The organism is Neobacillus sp. SRL179, assembly GCF_984799095.1.
The window spans coordinates 4,048,319-4,067,816 of record NZ_OZ481792.1 but is presented as its reverse complement, the minus strand read 5'-3'; the positions used below and the strand labels follow the sequence as shown (position 1 = coordinate 4,067,816).

General features: G+C 39.8%; 14 protein-coding genes. 11 read left to right on the top strand and 3 right to left on the bottom strand.

Going from position 1 to position 19,498, the window contains the following annotated elements; genetic code table 11:
• Positions 1 to 59: 59 nt before the first annotated feature.
• Positions 60 to 1,124 carry a glycosyltransferase family 4 protein gene (locus AC4E8C_RS20205; protein ID WP_490208422.1) on the top strand — a complete coding sequence of 355 codons (1,065 nt, stop codon included), beginning with the start codon at positions 60 to 62 and terminating at the stop codon, positions 1,122 to 1,124.
• A gap of 152 nt (positions 1,125 to 1,276) precedes the next feature.
• Here the strand turns inward: AC4E8C_RS20205 and AC4E8C_RS20200 are convergent, their stop codons facing one another.
• Positions 1,277 to 1,912, bottom strand: coding sequence for a YigZ family protein (locus AC4E8C_RS20200; RefSeq protein ID WP_490208421.1), 636 nt, complete (start codon positions 1,910 to 1,912; stop codon positions 1,277 to 1,279).
• A gap of 270 nt (positions 1,913 to 2,182) precedes the next feature.
• On the opposite strand from AC4E8C_RS20200, the gene AC4E8C_RS20195 reads away from it, so the two are divergent.
• The 7 genes from AC4E8C_RS20195 (at position 2,183) to AC4E8C_RS20165 (ending at position 11,728) form a co-directional block, all read left to right on the top strand.
• Positions 2,183 to 3,325 carry a sensor histidine kinase gene (locus AC4E8C_RS20195; protein WP_490208420.1) on the top strand — a complete coding sequence of 381 codons (1,143 nt, stop codon included), beginning with the start codon at positions 2,183 to 2,185 and terminating at the stop codon, positions 3,323 to 3,325.
• A 49-nt stretch (positions 3,326 to 3,374) separates the two neighbouring features.
• Positions 3,375 to 4,061: a response regulator transcription factor gene (locus AC4E8C_RS20190; protein ID WP_490208419.1), complete on the top strand. Its 687-nt coding sequence runs from the start codon at positions 3,375 to 3,377 to the stop codon at positions 4,059 to 4,061.
• A gap of 203 nt (positions 4,062 to 4,264) precedes the next feature.
• Positions 4,265 to 6,997 (top strand): glycoside hydrolase family 70 protein, encoded by a 2,733-nt coding sequence (locus AC4E8C_RS20185; protein ID WP_490208418.1) that lies wholly within the window; start codon positions 4,265 to 4,267, stop codon positions 6,995 to 6,997.
• A 137-nt stretch (positions 6,998 to 7,134) separates the two neighbouring features.
• Complete coding sequence (locus tag AC4E8C_RS20180) at positions 7,135 to 7,974, top strand: DegV family protein (protein ID WP_490208417.1); 840 nt, start codon at positions 7,135 to 7,137, stop codon at positions 7,972 to 7,974.
• A 499-nt stretch (positions 7,975 to 8,473) separates the two neighbouring features.
• Entirely contained in the window at positions 8,474 to 9,511 is a 1,038-nt protein-coding gene (locus AC4E8C_RS20175) for an NERD domain-containing protein (protein ID WP_490208416.1), read from the top strand.
• Between the two features lie 4 nt (positions 9,512 to 9,515).
• Positions 9,516 to 11,000, top strand: a complete 1,485-nt coding sequence (locus AC4E8C_RS20170) for an ATP-dependent helicase ComFA (protein WP_490208415.1) — start codon at positions 9,516 to 9,518, stop codon at positions 10,998 to 11,000.
• An 11-nt stretch (positions 11,001 to 11,011) separates the two neighbouring features.
• Entirely contained in the window at positions 11,012 to 11,728 is a 717-nt protein-coding gene (locus tag AC4E8C_RS20165; RefSeq protein ID WP_490208414.1) for a ComF family protein, read from the top strand.
• A 41-nt stretch (positions 11,729 to 11,769) separates the two neighbouring features.
• Here AC4E8C_RS20165 and AC4E8C_RS20160 read toward each other — a convergent pair whose 3' ends face one another.
• A complete protein-coding gene (locus AC4E8C_RS20160) occupies positions 11,770 to 12,267 on the bottom strand; it encodes a spore coat protein (protein ID WP_490208413.1) in 498 nt (165 codons plus the stop codon).
• 268 nt (positions 12,268 to 12,535) lie between these two features.
• Here AC4E8C_RS20160 and hpf point away from each other — a divergent pair, with 268 nt between their 5' ends.
• From hpf to AC4E8C_RS20145, 3 genes are all read left to right on the top strand, one after another.
• Positions 12,536 to 13,084, top strand: coding sequence for a ribosome hibernation-promoting factor, HPF/YfiA family (hpf, locus tag AC4E8C_RS20155; RefSeq protein WP_490208412.1), 549 nt, complete (start codon positions 12,536 to 12,538; stop codon positions 13,082 to 13,084).
• 131 nt (positions 13,085 to 13,215) lie between these two features.
• On the top strand, positions 13,216 to 14,058 hold the full coding sequence (locus tag AC4E8C_RS20150; RefSeq protein WP_490208411.1) for a DUF1028 domain-containing protein: 843 nt from the start codon (positions 13,216 to 13,218) through the stop codon (positions 14,056 to 14,058).
• A gap of 157 nt (positions 14,059 to 14,215) precedes the next feature.
• Positions 14,216 to 16,423, top strand: coding sequence for an outer membrane protein assembly factor BamB family protein (locus AC4E8C_RS20145; protein ID WP_490208410.1), 2,208 nt, complete (start codon positions 14,216 to 14,218; stop codon positions 16,421 to 16,423).
• Between the two features lie 60 nt (positions 16,424 to 16,483).
• On the opposite strand, the gene secA is transcribed toward AC4E8C_RS20145, so the two are convergent.
• Positions 16,484 to 18,994, bottom strand: a complete 2,511-nt coding sequence (secA, locus tag AC4E8C_RS20140) for a preprotein translocase subunit SecA (protein WP_490208409.1) — start codon at positions 18,992 to 18,994, stop codon at positions 16,484 to 16,486.
• Positions 18,995 to 19,498: the final 504 nt, after the last annotated feature.

Genomic DNA, 19,498 nt, shown 5'->3' with positions numbered 1-19,498 from the left:
TCCTCAATTTGTTTTCTTTTCTTTTTAATGGACAAACTGATTAACAAGGAGGATGTCTAATGCTTTATCTTACCTTGATAGTATGTTTTCTGGTCTCCATTATTATGACTCCCTTAATAAAAAAATTAGCGTTTGTCATTGGTGCTACAGACCGGCCGAATCAACGAAAAGTTCATCAAGCGATTATGCCGAGGCTCGGAGGTTTAGCCATATTTATCAGCTTTATCGTAGGAATTTTCCTGTTAAGACCCGAAAACACTTACTCCTTTGGCATCATGATTGGCTGTTTTATTATTGTCATCACTGGCTTTCTGGACGATTTAATCGAATTACCGGCAAAGTATAAGCTTCTTGGTCAAGTAGCTGCGGCCTGTAGTGTGGTGTTTTTAGGGGATTTGCAAATGGTCTTTATTAATCTTCCGTTTGGTGGACAACTCCAGTTTGGTTTTTTGAGCATCCCTTTTACTATGATTTGGATTGTAGGTATAACGAATGCTATTAACCTAATTGATGGTCTAGATGGATTGGCCGCGGGGGTTTCCTCCATTGCATTAATCACCATTACAGGCATGGCTCTTATTCAAGGGAATCTCTATGTGGTTGCTGTTGCATCCATTGTTTTGGCATGCACACTTGGATTCTTAATTTATAATTTCCATCCTGCCAGTATCTTTATGGGAGACACAGGAGCTCTTTTTTTGGGCTTCATTATTTCTGTACTCTCCTTGCTTGGTTTTAAGAATGTTACTTTTATTTCTTTTGTTATTCCAGTCATTATACTTGGTGTACCCATTTCTGATACGCTTTTCGCTATTATTAGGAGAATTATAAATAAACAGCCCTTATCTGCACCTGACAAGTCCCATCTCCATCATTGTATGCTGCGAATGGGTTATTCTCACCGCCAGACAGTTCTGCTGATTTATGCCTTGGCCGCTTTTTTTGGACTTGTCGCAGTGATTTATTCCCAGGCCAGAATCGGTGGTGCCCTTGTCTTAATTGGAATTGTTGTTCTCCTCATTGAGATCATTGCTGAAAAAATTGGATTAATGGGGAAGGACCACCGTCCATTGTTAAACATGTTTCGAACACTAAAAATGAATGCTGTGAAAAATCGCTCTTAAGGCGAAATGCACAAATAATTGGTCAAGCTGAAGACATGCTGCTATAGCCATAGTGAAAGGGACTCATTATCCTGAGTCCCTTTCTACATTTTTTTCCCAATTGTCCTATAGCTAGTTCCAGCTTATAATCAACAGCAAGAATAACATTATTATCAAAGGAAGTCTTCTTCAAGATAGACTATGTTTCCTTTTGCCATTTGGCATTGGCCGTTTGTCAGCTCCACCATCCAGTTCATGAATGTTAGGACATGACTTTCATTCACAAATGTCTCGACTTCAACCGTATCTAAGTAGTGAATTTCTTTTATTTTATAAGTGGAGGCGCGCAGTTCTTTTTCAATTTTCCCAAGCCAAGTATAGTCAATTTTGACATGAATGATTTGCATAAGCTTTCTTTCAACTAGGCCCACTGCGTCTAAACCCTCCGATGTAGCTTTACCATAAGCACGGATCAGCCCGCCTGCTCCTAATTTAATGCCGCCAAAGTAGCGGGTAATAACAACAGCCGTGTCCTTCAACTTTCTTTTTTTTAACACCTCCAGAATGGGAACGCCCGCGGTTCCACTTGGTTCACCGTCATCATTTGCTTTTTGGATTTGATCGTGTTCGCCAATAAGATAGGCAGAACAGTTATGTGTCGCATCCCAATGAAGTTTTTTAATGGTTGAAATAAATTCCTGTGCTTGCTGTTCTGTTTCAGCCCTTGTAATATGGGCAATAAATCGGGACCTTTGGATGGAAATTTCATGTTCACCAGTCTTTTTTACTGTGAGATATTGTTGCAGCATGTGTAACTCCTTTCTATTGTGTAAGTAATAAACAATCTTTAAAAAAATATTGTTGTAATATACCTTTAATATCGTAGTAACGTTCGAATGATATAATAGTAATAGTTCATCAAGCTCTTACAGGTGTATAGTGAAAAGGATGAAATACTATTATTATACTACTTTTCTCCCTTGAACAAGGTCTTTTAGAGTGTTTAGGTTAGCCATTTGATACAATTCAAGTTAAAATATGTTAATGGGCCTAAAGGGAAAAACCCTGGAGGGAATGTAATGAATATGAAACAGGTTAATGTGAAATCAATTGATGTAATTCGTGAAGAAATGATTGAAATGGTTACATGCAGTAAAAGTGATATTTTCCTAATTGGTGAACAATGCCGTCAAGATTATGTGAATATGACCAATGAATTGGAAAATATTAAACAAATGATGTCTAAGCTTATTGATGAGGGGGTCAAGCTCGAGAGCCAGGTATATCAAGCTCGATTGATGCTATCAGAGGTAAGTATGAATTTTAAAAGTTATACGGAGGAAGAGGTACGGGAGGCTTATGAAAAGGCTCATCAGCTTCAAATGGATCTCTCGATCAACTGGCAGTATAAGAAACAACTCTTAGAAAAAAGAAATGATCTTGAACGAAGGCTTCTCGCTTTAGATGAAACCATTGACCGTGCCGACCAATTAATCTCCCAAATATCTGTGGTAATGAATTATTTGATGAGTGATTTAAAACAAGTTGGTGAAGTGTTACAAAATGCGAAGGCTAAAGAGGACTTTGGCCTGAAAATTATTGAAGCGCAAGAAGAGGAGCGGAAGCGGCTTTCACGGGAGATTCACGATGGTCCAGCGCAAATGATGGCCAATGTGATCATGCGCTCGGATTTAATTGAACGTGTTTACCGGGAACAAGGGCCGGAAGAAGCATTTTCAGAGATTCATAGTTATAAGAAAATGGTCCGGGCCGCTCTTTATGAGGTGAGAAGAATTATCTATGACCTTCGTCCAATGGCATTAGATGATTTAGGTCTTGTTCCGACCCTCAGAAAATACTTACAAACAATCGAGGAATATCATAACCACTCAAGAATTGAGTTTGTGAATATTGGCCTAGAGTGCCGGCTTCCTGCTAAGTACGAAGTAGCATTGTTCCGGATGATTCAGGAGTCAGTGCAGAATGCCCTCAAACATGCGGATGCCTGTGAAATCAAAGTTATATTAGAAATCACTAAGGCAGCCATTAACGTGACAATCAAAGATAACGGAATTGGATTTGATATTACGCAAAAGAAACCGGAGTCTTTTGGAATGATTGGAATGAGGGAACGTGTGGATTTGCTTGATGGGGAAATCATCTATGATTCTAAAATCGGCAAAGGAACCACTGTATTGATCCGTGTTCCATTAACAGACTAATTAATAACTGATAATAAAAATTGATTTTGAAGGAATAGGGGGCTTAAAAATGACTACGAAAATTGTCATTATTGATGATCACCAACTTTTTAGAGAAGGCGTAAAGAGAATACTAGAATTTGAAAAATCGTTCCAAGTGGTGGCGGAAGGCGATGATGGCAGCGATGCATTAGGCCTTGTCCAAGAGTACGAACCAGATGTGGTGATTATGGATATCAACATGCCACAAGTAAATGGTGTTGAGGCTACTCGCGAGCTTGTCGAACAATACCCGAATACAAAAGTTATCATTTTATCCATTCATGATGATGAGAATTATGTCACTCATGCCTTAAAAACAGGGGCACAGGGTTATTTGTTAAAAGAAATGGATGCGGATGCTTTAATTGAAGCAGTTCGCGTTGTCGCGGATGGCGGCTCCTACTTACACCCTAAAGTGACTCACAACTTAGTAAATGAATATCGCAAATTAGCAACATCTGTTGCTCATGGTGGAAGCGGCTATGTTCAAACAGTTGAAATTCGCCGTCCATTACATCTGTTAACCAGACGTGAGTGTGAAGTATTGCAAATGCTTGCTGATGGAAAAAGTAACCGTGGAATCGGGGAATCTTTATTTATCAGTGAAAAGACCGTCAAAAACCACGTTAGTAACATTTTACAAAAAATGAATGTGAACGACCGTACCCAAGCTGTCGTTAGTGCAATAAAAAATGGCTGGGTGGAAGTAAAATAATTTTGGAAACTGAAAACACGCCAATAGGGTGTGTTTTTTTTGCTTTATGCAGGGCTGTATGGCTGATTTTCGAAAATTGAAACTACTGTGTTTTATATAATATACCCAAAAATTTCTCTTTTAATATTTTCTATATTATTGTAAGATATTAGAGGTTATTTACTGGAATTCCAGAATATGAGAGAAAAATTGGGGGAAGAAAAGTGGGGAAAAGGAAGTTTAAGAGAGTTGCAAGCATTGCGCTTGCCTCAGTACTTTCAATTAGTAATATAAGCTTTTTAACGACAAAAGCCAAAGCTGAAACATCTAGTCCTAATGTGGATAACCATGTTATTTTTCAAAGCTTTAGCTTATATCAGCCTTATGATAGTAACATGTACAGAGAATTGTCTAATAAGGGTGATTATTTTAATGAACTAGGTGTAACTGACATTTGGTTACCCCCTGCATACCGTTCATTTGATATGGCTCGATATATGGAAGGTTATGCTATTACTGACCGATATGACTTAGGTGAGTTTAATCAAGGCCCAAATGGCTCAAAAGCAACAAAATATGGTACAAGTGATGAATTGAAAGAAATGATTAATACCCTTCATGACAAAGGATTAAAGCTGCAGTTGGATTTAGTCCCTAACCAAATGATGGGCTTACCAAATCGTGAGGCTGTTTATGTAAAACGAACAGATGACAGTGGTAATCTATTCAGTAACACCTATACAACCGGTCAAAAATCTACGACAACAGCCAATATTTATTTAGCTTATACTAAGGGCGGCGGCCAGGGGCAAGCTAAATACGGTTACATCAAAGAATGGAATAAAGACTACTTTAACGGTACCTCCCTCCAAAATCAGGGATTAGGACGTGTAATGACCGATGATAAAGGTACACCATACCGTTTCATTGCACCAGGGAATGTTAACAACTATTTACCAGCTTGGTTACAAGAAGCTGCCGATGCCAATAAAATTAACACTGTAGATGGCTATCTAGCTGTTGATGGATGGTATGCTGCAAAAGATGCTGCTACTACTGATCAATATTGGAAGCCAATGATTATTAATTATTCTAAGGACAAAGGTTACTTACCATTCATGGCTAAAAATGGATTTGATTCCATGGATGCCATTATTAATGGTGATAATGGGAAAATTGCGGGACTAACGAATCAATACATTGCCTCACAACCTTCATATGGCTATGGTTCTGAGGAAAAATCAAATATGAATGATAATTCTGGTATTGATAATTTAGACCAGTTCTTATTTGTTGATAAAAGTGGTAATCCACTCCATTCCATTAACAATACATTAAATAATGCGCATGAGTTTTTAGTAGGTAATGATATTGATAACTCCAATCCAGAAGTCCAAAAGGAACAAAAACATTGGATGGACTGGCTCTTGACCACATACAATTTTGATGGATTTAGAATCGATGCCGCTAGTCACTATGATAAAAAAATATTACTTGAAGAAACGGCAGTTAAAAAAGACCATTTTGGTGACGATCAGGCAAACCATTTAAGTTATATTGAATCCTATTTAGCATCTCAAAATACTGGCAGCGCTCAGCTTGTAATGGATGCAAATTTATTCACTGCATTAACAAATTCCTTAGGGAAAGCAAACAAACAATCGCTTACTACACTTGCTACAAACTCAACAGTTGTTCGTTCTGGTTCCGGTACAACTGCTACAACTCCAAACTGGTCATTTGTTAATAATCATGACCAAGAAAAAAACCGTGTTAATCAAATAATGCTAGATTTATATGGAATTAAATCATTTCAAAAATATGGAACAAGCACGCCAAAATCGTTTGAAGCAATATATGATAAAGAAACTGAACAAAAAGCATTAACCATTTATAATACGGATATGGAAAAAGCAGACAAGCAATATGCTCCATCTAATGTCCCTAGTCAATATGCGTACGTATTAACAAATAAGGATACGGTTCCAACTGTATTTTATGGTGATATGTTTAAAACAGATGCTGCTTACATGTCACAGCCAACTATTTACAACGATGTCATTACAAAGCTTTTGAAGGTTCGTAAACAATATGCATACGGAGATCAACATGTTTCGTATTATACTTCAAACACTTCTTCTAAAGCGGGTCAAGATGTTATTGCCAGCGTTAGATATGGTAATGACCGTAATACAGGGGTAGCAACTATTATAGGAAACAACTCAAAGACGAACACAACGATTAAAGTAAAAGTGGGGGCAGAACATGCTAATCAAGTCTTTGTTGATGCAACTGGATACAACTCTGAAAAGCTTGTAGCCAATACGCAAGGTATTTTGACTGTCCCAGTTAAAGGAACAAAAAATGCCCTTGTTAATGGATATCTTGGCGTTTGGACACCTACAAGTGAAACAGCAGGCTGGACGCTTGAAGGTAATACCTGGAAATACTTAGACCCTAATAAAAATGCATTTGCCACTGATTGGGCAAAAATCGATAGTGAGTGGTACTTCTTTACACAAGAAGGCATTATGAAGGAAAGCACTTGGATCCTTTCGAACAACAAGTGGTACTATCTTGCTGATTCAGGTGTAATGAAAACAGGCTGGATATTGGATAAGAAAAAATGGTACTTCCTAGAAGATTCCGGTGCGATGAAAACGGGCTGGGTATTAGACAAAAATAAATGGTACTTCCTTGACGGTTCTGGTGCAATGAAAACAGGCTGGGTGTTAGACAAGAACAAATGGTACTTCCTTGACGGCTCTGGTGCAATGAAAACAGGCTGGGTATTAGATAAGAATAAATGGTACTTCCTTGACGGTTCTGGTGCAATGAAAACAGGCTGGGTATACACCGGAAACAAGTGGTACTTCTTGTATAATAATGGAATCATGGCAGCCAATACAAAAATAGGTAAATATAGAATTGGTAGAGACGGTGCATGGATTCAATAATCCTGCGATTTTATGAGGTGACTCCAAAGGGAGTTGCCTCTTTTTAATTTGAATGAGTAATGCAAATTCAGTCTATTTCATATAGAATAATAAATAGATAATCTATTGAAGAAAAATAACAAGGATGGTATACCATAATGAAAACGGCAATTGTCACGGATAGCACCGCGTACATACCGAAAGAATTACGAGAAAAATGGAATATACATATGATCCCGTTACACGTCATATTCGGGAATGAAGTTTATCAAGAAGAAATCGATCTAACCGCGGGTGAGTTTTATGAAGAGGTTAGAACAAAAGAACTGCCGACCACCTCTCAGCCGCCGATTGGGCAATTTGTTGAGCTATTTGAACGGCTTTCTGTAGACTACGATGCTGTTATTAGTATTCACCTTTCAAGCGGAATCAGCGGTACGTTTCAAGGTGCCGTCACAGCTGGTTCAATGGTTGAAGGCATTAAAGTTTATCCATTTGATTCGGAAATCAGCTGCATGGTGCAGGGCTTTTATGCCATTGAGGCGGCTAAAATGGCACTAGAAGAGGAGGACCCTGTTTCCATTGTGAGTCAGCTGAATGAGTTAAAAAAAACAGCCCGCGCCTATTTCATGGTCGATGATTTAACCCATTTGCAGAGAGGTGGTCGTCTTTCTAGTGCTCAAGCCATTATAGGCAGCTTATTGCAGGTGAAACCCTTGTTGCATTTTGAAAACAAGGTGATTGTTCCTTTTGAAAAGATCCGCACCCGAAAAAAAGCAATGAAACGAATTGTCGACCTGCTTGGGGAGGATGGAATTAGCGGTGGTGAGTTTCAAGCAGTCATTATTCATGCTAACCGTGAGGAAGAGGCGGAAGAGTGGCGTAAGGAACTGTCTGTTATGTATCCAAATGTAGAATTCTCAATTGGTTACTTCGGGGCTGTCATCGGTACCCACCTGGGTGAAGGGGCAATGGGGATGGGCTGGATGAGAAAATAAGATACCTTTTTGGCCATTTCGGTTTGTGTGTGGACCGAGATGGTTTTTTTATTTGGTATTAGCTATTTAAAAAGACCAGTTCGCGGAAATAATCGGAAACTGCGCGGGAAAAACATAAAAGTTCACGGGAATAATTCCAAACCCCGTGGGAAAACCACCAAAGTCTGCGGTATAAACAGAAAATCCCGCGGGAATCCAGCTTGGAAGGCGGACGTTAAACCATGCTAAGCAAGGAGAGAAAAAAAGTAACTAAAAAGATGAGTTAGCGGGAATAATCGGCAACTCCGCGGGAATATCGTACAGATTCGCGGGAATAATCTCAAACTCTGCGGGAAAACCACAAAGGTTCGCGGAATAAACTCCTAATCCCGCGGGAATCTGGTTACGAAATGGAACCATCTAAAAATCAGTGATAAAAAGAGTAAAATATTTTTAAAAAAATGTAGGAATTACTCGATTTATTGTCGAATTTTTTATTCAGTAAAGGAGTGATGAAGCATTGTTGATAAAAGAATTATCCATTCCTCAAAGACTCTTATTGTCCGAAATCCTAAGAAAATATTTAAGGCACGGTCATCCTAAATACCCAGAACTTGAAAAGGATATTGCAAAAAGATGGGCAGGATTTTGGGGCGAAAGGGCCCTAGCTAACTATTGTACAGAACTTTCTCAAGAAAAGTACTTGATATTCCACGATCTCCAACTTCAGCTAAATGACATCCTTTTTCAGATTGATACCCTTCTTATCTCCCAACACTCTATCATCATCATCGAAGCCAAAAATATCATTGGTACCTTGTATTTTGACAATGTATTTAACCAGCTGCTTCGGACCCATGCGGACGGCACTGAGGAATCCTTTGAGGACCCACGCGTTCAATGCCGAAGACTTCAATCACTACTAAGAAGATTTCTTGTCAAGCATGGACTTAATTTACTACCAATTGACTATCTTGTTTTTTTCAAAAGTGCAAACAAAACCATTCTAAAAAGCACGCTTGGTGTCGAAACTGATTTTAATAGAGTATGTAAAGCAAGGGATATTTTTAATAAGATTGAGGAATGTGAAAGACGTTTTTCTAAAGTGAAAGTTGACAACAATAAAATGAATGAGATTGGAAATTTACTTATCAGCCAGCATAGTCCACAACCCATTAATATTTTAATAGAATATAGTGTTTTAGAAAAAGATCTTGTAATGGGGGTCCAGTGCCCAAATATAAAATGCTTTTTCATCCCCATGAATTACCAAAGAGGTAAATGGATGTGCCCTAAATGTTTTACAACTTCAAAAGATGGCCATATTGACTTTCTTCATGACTATTTCTTGTTGATAAAACCGACACTGACAAATCAAGAATGCCAGACCATCCTACATCTTCCAACAAAAAATATTACTCAAAAGTTTTTATTTTCCCTTAACCTGCCGACCTCCGGACATACAAAAAATCGATTATATCATCAGTGGCCCAATCATAATAATTACTTGCTAATGGAAGAAAAACTTCTCAAACAAAACAATAACCAAAGAAGGTGAGAAAATGCGTTTTATCCTAAAAGAAGGAATCCTACTACCAACCAGTACAGCAGAAAATTCTCTCCCCATCACAAAAATCCCCTCCATCCCCCAGCCTCCGCTCAACCCCCATTTTACCTATAATCACGATCTCCAGCAGCTCCTCATCGGTAAACAGCTTCTCCTTGAAGAAATTCCATATAAAATAGATGAAATACAAAATCATTATCAAAATGGATATATAACGTACCGGAAGGGAATAGATTACAACGGGAAACAGCCGGTGTGCACTAGATGCGGGAATAAAGATCCACAGTTACTTGCCAGCTTCCCATGTTTTCGATGTGGGGAAATATGCCTTTACTGCCGTAAGTGCATGATGATGGGACGGATCAGTGAATGTACTCCGCTGCTGGGTTGGAGCGGTCCGGCCCCTGACACTAAACTTCCAGCCAAGATTATGGCATGGGAAGGAACACTTTCCGATGGGCAAAAGGTGGCATCTGAGAGTGTTGTGACCTCAATAGAACAAAATCGAGAGCATCTGGTTTGGGCGGTTTGCGGGGCAGGAAAAACCGAAGTCCTTTTTGCAGGAATTAAGGCAGCACTTGCGGCAAAGAAAAGAATCTGTATCGCCACACCAAGAACAGATGTAGTCTTAGAATTAACTCCTAGATTGAAAGCCGCCTTTCCCAATATTCCCGTTGCTTCCCTGTACGGTGGTAGTGAGGACCGACACCATTATGCACCACTCACCATTACTACTACACACCAACTGCTGCGATTTTACCATGCCTTCGATGCCATTATCTTAGATGAGGTCGATGCCTTTCCTTTTACAGTGGAGGAAGCCCTCCACCATGCGGTAACCCAGGCTCGCAAAACGACATCGGCGATGATTTACTTGACAGCGACCCCTAATGAAAAGTGGCAAAGAGAATGTAAAAACGGGAAAAGAGCCTTTACAACCATCCCCGCCAGATTTCACCGTCATCCCTTACCAGTGCCTGAATTTATTTGGTGTGGCAATTGGCAAAAGCAGCTTCACAAAAATAAACTGCCGCAAAATGTCATCGCATGGATCACGACTAGAATACAAGCCAATAAACAGGCTTTAGTCTTTTTTCCACACATCCCATTAATGGAAAAGGCCCTCACCATCCTTCACCGTCTAAATCCAAACTTTGAAGCAGTCCATGCTGAAGATCCTGAGCGAAAAGATAAAGTTTTAAAAATGCGATTAAATGAAATTCCTATTCTATTAACAACAACAATCCTCGAGCGAGGGGTAACCTTTCCTAATATCGACGTGGCAGTGGTAGGAGCGGAAGATTCTATTTTTACCGAAAGTGCACTTGTCCAAATTGCCGGGAGGGCCGGAAGAAGTAAGGACTATCCTGAAGGGGCAGTCACCTTTTTTCATTATGGAAAAACAGAAGACATGCTAAAGGCACGCAGGCAAATTATTGCAATGAATACGGAAGGTCTTAAAAAGGGTTTACTTGATTAAGGGGGCGCTAAATGGTTCTAGTTCAGCAAGACCGTTGCTTATACTGTAATAACGTGATTCAATCTAAATTAGGGTGGAGAGCACTCCTCTCCCTCGAAAAGATCCCCTGCCTTTGCCCAATTTGTGAAGGAAGGCTTGAAAAAATTGAAGGGCGTACATGTCGAATTTGCAGTAAACCATTTCACCTTTTGGACGAAAAGTTTCACGATGGCGATTTGTGCCATGATTGTTTCCGCTGGGAGGATGATCAAAGGTGGGGAGGAACACTTGAAAAAAATCAATCCATGTTCCGCTACAATGACTTTTTGAAAGAATTGATTGCCAAATATAAATTTCGCGGTGATTATGTATTGGCTAAAGTATTTTCAGAGACTATAAAAATAAAGCTAACGGAAATGGCTCCGGATCTCCTTGTGCCAATTCCATTGAGCGAAGAACGGCTTTATGAGCGCGGATTTAATCAGGCCAAAGCGCTGATAACAGAGGCTGGTTTTTCCCCTACAGAAATTCTCTCGAGAATTCACTCAGAAAAACAATCGAAGAAGTCTAGGTCAGAGCGAATCCATCTTCCACAAGTTTTTAACTTAAGTCCCGACTGTAACATAGTAGGGAAAAGGATTGTGTTGGTCGATGATATTTACACAACGGGCTCAACTCTAAGGCATGCTGCCCGGCTTTTAAAAGAATCTGGAGCAGTTAGCATCCATTCATTAACCATTGCGAGATAGTGAAGGCGGGGAAAATAAATACCCGCCTCCTTCAAAGAGAATTAAAACCGCATCCGAAGTGCCTTTTGTGCATTTTCGATGTCATGACCAAGCAGGTGTCCTAAATCGTATGCTGGGTAGTAACCATGTTTATACATATAATTAAAAACTCTCTCATGTCCGTGGATTGCGCCCGTTAATTGAATAGTAAAGGTTTTCCGCAAGGCAGGTGTCGCCGTTTCAGTAATCGCAACAGCAAGATTTCGGACCAAAGTTTTCGACAGGGCCAGTAAATCGGCAGCGAAAAAGCCTATATCTTCGCGCACATCTTCCTCTTCCCTCGCTTGGTAGCCTTGGGCGGAGGGATAATATTTTAGAAGTTCCTTTAGGTTTCCTTCAAGGTCGTGAATACATTTCCGATAAAGTTCCTTTAACTCTGGCTCTGTTACTTTATTAATCGACATTTTAAGTTTCATAAGACCCACGGATTGGAAGGCTACTAACTCATGTAATTCCAGTGTTTCATGCCAAGCAAGCTTTTTTCGTTCTTCATGTTCCATGTTATTGATCCTCCTTATTTCACATCCATGTAACATATTCTGTGAGCATTTTAGTGGCAAATTGTCCCTTCAAATAATACAATGTAAGTGAATAACCATTCATTTTATTATTACCTGCCGATCAATGTCAAAGGTGGTGTCAAACATTTTCCCTATTTACCCATTGTTTTTGTCAATAAATCGACAAAATATTTATTAAGATTTAGCAGGATTATCAAAGGGTAAAATAGAAATGTAATACATAGCCTTAACAAAAGGAGGAGTCCACATGAAATACAACGTACGTGGCGAAAACATTGAGGTAACTCCAGCAATTAGAGAGTACTTAGAAAAGAAAATATCTAAATTGGAGCGCTATTTTACAGAAACCCTTGATGCAAAGGTAAATGTGAATTTAAAATTCAATCAGGATAAAACTTCAAAGGTGGAGGTAACAATTCCACTGCCACAATTGGTTTTACGTGCAGAGGAAGCAAACGCCGATATGTATGCTGCTATCGACTTAATTACCGATAAACTTGAGCGTCAAATCCGTAAACATAAAACAAAGGTTAACCGGAAATTCCGGGAAAAGGGAGAGTCCCCTGTTACATTTGCTACTACTGAAAGTTCAGAAACTCCAGATTTGGTTGAAGACGATCTTGAATTAGTTCGTACAAAGCGTTTTGATTTGAAGCCAATGGACAATGAAGAAGCCATCCTACAAATGAACATGTTGGGTCATAGCTTCTATGTATTTACCAATTCAGATACTAACCGTACCAATGTTGTTTATAAACGGAAAGATGGCCGCTACGGCTTAATTGAAACACATTAATCGAAATAGAACGCTGATCCAGTTCGCTGGGTCAGCGTTTTTTATGGTTTCATATATTATTTTAATATACTATAATCTGAATCTTCTATATAATGTATGTACAACTAAATTACACAAAAGGAGGTTGACTCATGACATTTTCAATCATAGGTTATGACCCAATTGAAAAAGAATGGGGAATTGCCGTACAATCCAAATTTTTAGGGGTGGGTTCTGTTGTTCCTTGGGCTAAGGCAGGGGTAGGGGCTGTTGCCACCCAATCCTATGCGAACACCGCTTATGGCCCAAAAGGCTTGGAATTAATGGCTCAAGGAAAGTCTGCATATGAAACGTTAGAGTTGTTACTTGCCGATGATCCTGATCGAGATATGCGGCAAGTCGGGCTCATTGACGCAGCTGGGAATGCCGCAACCTTTACAGGCAAGGAATGCTATAACTGGGCAGGCGGTCTTACGGGACCTTACTTTGCTGCGCAGGGAAATATTTTAGTGGACGAAAAGACCGTTGAAGCAATGGCAAAATTATTTGAAAAGACGGAAGGTACACTTGCGGCTAAACTTCTTGCCGCATTAGATGCTGGTCAAGAAGCGGGCGGTGACAGCCGTGGGAAACAATCGGCCGCTCTTTATGTGGTAAAAGAAAAGGGGGGTTACGGTGGCTTTAACGATCGCTATGTTGACCTCCGTGTCGACGACCATCCAGACCCTATCAAGGAGCTGATTCGACTTTATCAGCTGCAACAATTATACTTCGCTCCATCAAAACCTGAGAAAGTAATCGCACTCGAAGGGGATATTAAGGATAATGTCGTCCATCATTTAACAAGACTAGGGTATCTTTCAAGAAAAGTACTAAGTGATGAAAGCATTTATCAAGCTCTTACTGCGTTCATTCATACAGAGAACTTTGAAATGCGAGAGCAGAAAACAGGTTGGATTGACCTAGATGTGCTTCAATTTATGAAACAAAGATAAGCTTCAAGTTCACTGGCTAATTGTTAAGGTAAATAAAGGAAAGCTGCTTCGGATAAACGGAGCAGCTTTCTTTTTGATTATGTTGATTATCTTTCAAATTTAAGGGTAAATTACCAGAGACATTACTATTTTCTATCATTTGAAAGGAGCACAGTAGATGAAACGTCTATGGGTCATATTTTTGTTTTTAGTAGTCATCATCGCTGCCTGTAGTGGCAATAACGCTGAATCTCCAGCTAAAAAACAAAAAGAAGAGGTTAAAAAAACAAATTATAGTGCGGAGCAGCTCATGAAGTATTCCGGAAAAGCAGCGCCGAACTTTTCTGCAAAGGAACTAACGGCACCCCCATCAGGCGATTGGGTAACGAACGGTGGAAGTGTCTATAATGGCAGGTATTCTCCGTTAGCCAAAATCGATTCTACAAACGTATCGAAATTAAAGGGTGAGTGGGTTACTAGTCTGGGCTCAGGTAAGGAATTTAAATATTCTGGTGAAGCTACACCACTTGTATATGATGGGGTTATGTTCACGATTACTGGAGCAAATGATGTCTCAGCCCTTGATGCAAAAACGGGAAAAATTATTTGGCAGTATCACCCAAAGGTTGCTGATAAGCTGGATACCGTGTGTTGCGGCTGGACAAGCCGTGGTGTTGCACTCGGGAATGGTAAGGTATATGTAGGTCTCTTAGATGCACGCTTGGTCGCTCTGGACCAAAAAACGGGGAAAGTTGAATGGGAAACACAAGTGGCTGATTGGAAGAAAGGCTACACCATTACAAGTGCGCCTCTTTTTTATAATGGGAAAGTTTATACGGGCGTGGCCGGTGGTGAATATGGGATAAGAGGCCGTTTAACGGCTTTTGATGCTAAGTCTGGGAAAGAACTATGGAAATCCTATTCGATACCTGGTTCTGGAGAAAAAGGGAATGAAACTTGGCCGAAAGATAAAGAGTCATGGAAAACTGGCGGGGCACCAGTATGGCAAACACCAGCTGTTGACCCAGAATTAGGATTGATTTATTTCGCAACAGGAAATGCTTCACCCGACCTTGATGGAAGCAATCGGGAGGGTGATAATTTATATACGGATTCAATCCTAGCTGTGGATGCAGACACAGGAAAATATAAATGGCACTTTCAAGAAGTGCATCATGATATTTGGGATTTAGACCCAGCTAACCCAGTCGTATTATTTGATGTGAAGATGAATGGGGAAATGAAGAAAGGTCTTGCCCAAGCAGGTAAAACAGGCTGGGTGTATATATTGGATCGAACCAATGGTAAACCATTGGTTGGAATTGAAGAAAAACCTGTAGCCCAAGATGATCGGCAAAAAACTTCACCTACCCAGCCTATTCCTATTGGTGATGCATTTGTGCCGCAAAAGGTAACTGAGGAAGATGTTAAACGTGACTTACCGGCTGAGTTTAAAGGTCAAATAGGAAGTATTTTTACTCCATTTTGGGACAAGCCTATGACCTTAAAACCGTCACCTCAAGGTGGAGCTAACTGGCCGCCATCTGCTTATAATCCAGATACTGAATACTTTTATGTTTTAGGGAATGACAATTACTTTTCGTTTGCCCATTACGGAGACGAAAAAGAGACTCAATACAAAGAAGGTAAGGAATATATCGGCAGTATTTGGCAGCCGGTCTCAAAAGCACCACAGCGTGGTACAGTGACGGCGATCGACATTAAAACGAATAAAATAGTTTGGCAAAAGAAGTGGGATTCCATTGCCTATAGTGGAATTTTAACGACAAAAGGCAATTTGGTGTTCACTGGACACAACGATGGCCGGATTATTGCTTACGATGCTAAGAATGGAAATCAATTATGGGAATTCCAAATGGATGCAGGTGCCAATGCCCCTCCGATTACGTATGAAGTCGATGGTAAGCAATATATTGCCATTTACTCAGCTGGTAATACTCTCGCCGGAACAAAGCATGGGGATAAAATCTATACCTTTTCTTTAGAAGGTACGTATGCATCCTTAAACGAAATTACGCAAGAAAAGATTAATTCTACCTCTCAAGATGATGATGGTCAGGATGATTCAGGTAAACAAGGAAATAAAAAGGAAACGGATAATAAGAAGAATAACGTGTCAGCCGTGGATCACGGTAAAGAATTATATGAAGGTAATTGCTTAGCCTGCCATGGTGCTGGAGGCAGCGGGGGGCACAATGGTCCAAACTTAAAGACAAGTGATATTGCTAAGAATCATGACCAATTAATTACACAAATCAAAAATGGTAAAGGTGCGATGCCTGGTTTTGGCAACACGTTAACCGATGATGAAATAAACGATTTAGCAGAATATATTAAAGCGAAAATTGCAAATGGCGGGGATTAAAAGATATTCATTAATAGTAAAGGACTGGGTTATTGTAACCCAGTCCTTTTACTTAAACCGTTATTTCCCTGCACCACAGCAGTTCTTATACTTTTTACCGCTGCCGCAAATACATGGGTCATTACGACCTACATCAATTTGTTTTACTTTAGGCTTTTGCTTCACCGGTTCACCGTCATCTTTTGGATTCACCGCTTGGCCTTTTGCAACCTCTTGGCGCTCAAGGTTATTGCGGATTTCTGCCTTCATGATATACATGGCCGTTTCATCCTCAATGGATTGAACCATAGCTTCAAACATCGCAAAACCTTCATGCTGGTATTCACGAAGCGGATCAATTTGTCCATATGCACGTAAATGAATCCCTTGACGAAGCTGGTCCATTGCATCGATATGGTCAGTCCACTTGGAGTCAACTGCTCTTAATGTAACCACTTTTTCAAATTCACGCATTTGTTCAGGGAAAAGGATTTGCTCTTTCTCTTCATAGCGCTCTTTCACTTTGGCAAAAATGGTTTCCACAATTTCATCCGGATCCTTGCCCTTTAGGGTTTCAATGGTAATGTCACCTTCAAGTAAAAGAGTGGCATTTACATATTCCACAATGGCTTGTAGATTCCATTCTTCCTCATCCTCGTGACGAGAAGCATGTGCTTCCACATTCCGTTCAATCGAATTTAGAATCATTTTCTGAACAATTTCTTTAAGGTCTTCAGATTCTAATACTTCATCACGTTGAGAGTAGATAATTTCACGCTGTTGACGAAGAACGTCATCATATTGGAGCAACTGTTTCCGGGCGTCAAAGTTGTTGCCCTCAACGCGTTTTTGCGCTGATTCAACCGCACGGGAAACCATTTTGCTTTGAATAGGCTGAGTATCATCCATTCCAAGCTTTTGCATCATAGCCTTCATGTTGTCAGAGCCAAAACGGCGCATCAATTCATCTTCCATGGATAAGTAGAATTGGGTAACACCAGGGTCCCCTTGACGTCCAGAACGTCCGCGGAGCTGGTTGTCAATCCGTCTGCTTTCGTGACGCTCGGTACCAATAACAGCTAAACCGCCAAGTTCTATAACACCTTCGCCAAGTTTAATATCCGTACCACGACCGGCCATGTTCGTCGCAATGGTAACTGCGCCCTTTTGGCCTGCTTCAGCAATGATCTCCGCTTCACGTTCGTGATTCTTCGCGTTTAAGACATTGTGATGAATCCGTTTTTTGAAAAGGTAGGTTGAAATAAGTTCTGATGTTTCAATCGCTACTGTACCAACAAGGACAGGCTGTCCCTTTTGATTGCGTTCAGCAATATCTTCGACCACTGCACGGAACTTGCCATTCATGGTGGAATAAATTAAATCTGGATGGTCTTCACGGGCAATTGGTTTATTGGTTGGAATGACGATAACATTCATATTATAAATATTACGGAATTCCTCTTCTTCTGTTTTCGCTGTACCAGTCATACCTGCTAGTTTTTCATACATACGGAAGTAGTTTTGGAACGTAATCGTTGCCATTGTCATACTTTCATTCTGTACTTCGAGACCTTCTTTGGCTTCAATTGCTTGGTGCAAGCCCTCACTATAGCGGCGGCCCTTCATTAAACGACCTGTAAATTGGTCAACAATCACAATTTCGCCCTCTTGGACCACATAGTCCACATCAAGGTGCATGCTGACATTTGCTTTTAACGCCTGATTGATATGATGGTTCAAGGTAACATGTTCCATGTCAAAAAGGTTTTCAATCCCGAAAGCTTTTTCAGCCTTGCTAATCCCTTCTTCTGTCAACATGACGCCTTTTGTTTTCTCATCATAGGTATAATCCGTATCTTTTTTGAGCATTTTTACAAACGCATTCGCTTGAATATAAAGGACAGCCGATTTTTGGGCTGAACCTGAAATAATTAATGGTGTACGTGCTTCATCAATTAAAATTGAGTCCACTTCATCAATGACCGCATAAAAAAGCGGCTTTTGAACTTTTTGCTCTTTATATAAGACCATGTTGTCACGAAGGTAGTCAAAGCCAAATTCGTTGTTTGTACCATAAGTAATATCACAGGCATATGCAGCTTGCTTTTCATCCTTGTCCATACTGTTCAAATTTAAGCCGACTGTTAGTCCTAAGAATTGATACAATTCACCCATCTCAGATGCGTCACGGCTTGCCAAGTATTCGTTGACTGTAACAACATGAACCCCTTTACCGGAAAGTGCATTTAAGTAAACTGGCATCGTGGCAGTTAAGGTTTTCCCTTCACCAGTCTTCATTTCTGAAATATTTCCTTCATGGAGCGAAATACCGCCCATTAGCTGAACATGATATGGATATAAGCCAAGCACTCGGCGAGCACCTTCACGGACAACCGCAAATGCTTCAACCAACAGATCATCCAAGGTTTCACCCTGTTGATAACGGGCCTTGAACTCCTCTGTTTTTTCACGAAGCTGATCATCTGTCAGCCTTTCCGTTTCGGCTGCAAGTGCATCAATTTTAACTGCAAGCTTGTCCAAACGCTTAAGTTCGCGTTTATTTAAATCAAAAACTTTATTTAAAATCCCCATTTATGATGAACGCTCCTTTTTATCGAGACTCAAAATCATTAATTTCATTACAAAAATTCATATCTAATTATTTGCTAATTTCCCTCTACATCTTACCATTTCCTCTATACAGTGACAACATTGACAGGTTGAATTGTCATTCTACTATTATATATCAACTGACATGCAGTGTTCTAATAACCTGCTAGGAAAGTTTCGAATTTTCGTCAATTTTGACAGAGTGATGGCAGGACCGTGAGAATCACTTTCAACTGTCATAGGTTTATCTTAAAACATGAATAAAATTTGTATAATATATAATATTTTTGTATAAAAATTAATTTATGACTTTGTTAACACTGTGCTTATAGTAATAATTTATTCTTGAAATAACAACGTTTGTATGTTGTTTTTAGGATAAAATGTGAAGTTTATTCGCATGCAAAAATATTCACAAATTGTACATTGGAATATACTCTTCCAATGTTAGATACTACCTTTAGAGAGGTTAATATGGAAAATAAA

What these genes read in the sequence shown, in the direction of transcription:
- AC4E8C_RS20145 (WP_490208410.1), top strand. Translation starts at nt 14,216, where the DNA reads ATGAAACGTCTATGGGTCATATTTTTGTTTTTAGTAGTCATCATCGCT.
- AC4E8C_RS20150 (WP_490208411.1), top strand. Translation starts at nt 13,216, where the DNA reads ATGACATTTTCAATCATAGGTTATGACCCAATTGAAAAAGAATGGGGA.
- hpf (WP_490208412.1), top strand. Translation starts at nt 12,536, where the DNA reads ATGAAATACAACGTACGTGGCGAAAACATTGAGGTAACTCCAGCAATT.
- secA (WP_490208409.1), bottom strand. Translation starts at nt 18,994, where the DNA reads ATGGGGATTTTAAATAAAGTTTTTGATTTAAATAAACGCGAACTTAAG.
- AC4E8C_RS20165 (WP_490208414.1), top strand. Translation starts at nt 11,012, where the DNA reads ATGGTTCTAGTTCAGCAAGACCGTTGCTTATACTGTAATAACGTGATT.
- AC4E8C_RS20190 (WP_490208419.1), top strand. Translation starts at nt 3,375, where the DNA reads ATGACTACGAAAATTGTCATTATTGATGATCACCAACTTTTTAGAGAA.
- AC4E8C_RS20180 (WP_490208417.1), top strand. Translation starts at nt 7,135, where the DNA reads ATGAAAACGGCAATTGTCACGGATAGCACCGCGTACATACCGAAAGAA.
- AC4E8C_RS20160 (WP_490208413.1), bottom strand. Translation starts at nt 12,267, where the DNA reads ATGGAACATGAAGAACGAAAAAAGCTTGCTTGGCATGAAACACTGGAA.
- AC4E8C_RS20170 (WP_490208415.1), top strand. Translation starts at nt 9,516, where the DNA reads ATGCGTTTTATCCTAAAAGAAGGAATCCTACTACCAACCAGTACAGCA.
- AC4E8C_RS20195 (WP_490208420.1), top strand. Translation starts at nt 2,183, where the DNA reads ATGAATATGAAACAGGTTAATGTGAAATCAATTGATGTAATTCGTGAA.
- AC4E8C_RS20200 (WP_490208421.1), bottom strand. Translation starts at nt 1,912, where the DNA reads ATGCTGCAACAATATCTCACAGTAAAAAAGACTGGTGAACATGAAATT.
- AC4E8C_RS20205 (WP_490208422.1), top strand. Translation starts at nt 60, where the DNA reads ATGCTTTATCTTACCTTGATAGTATGTTTTCTGGTCTCCATTATTATG.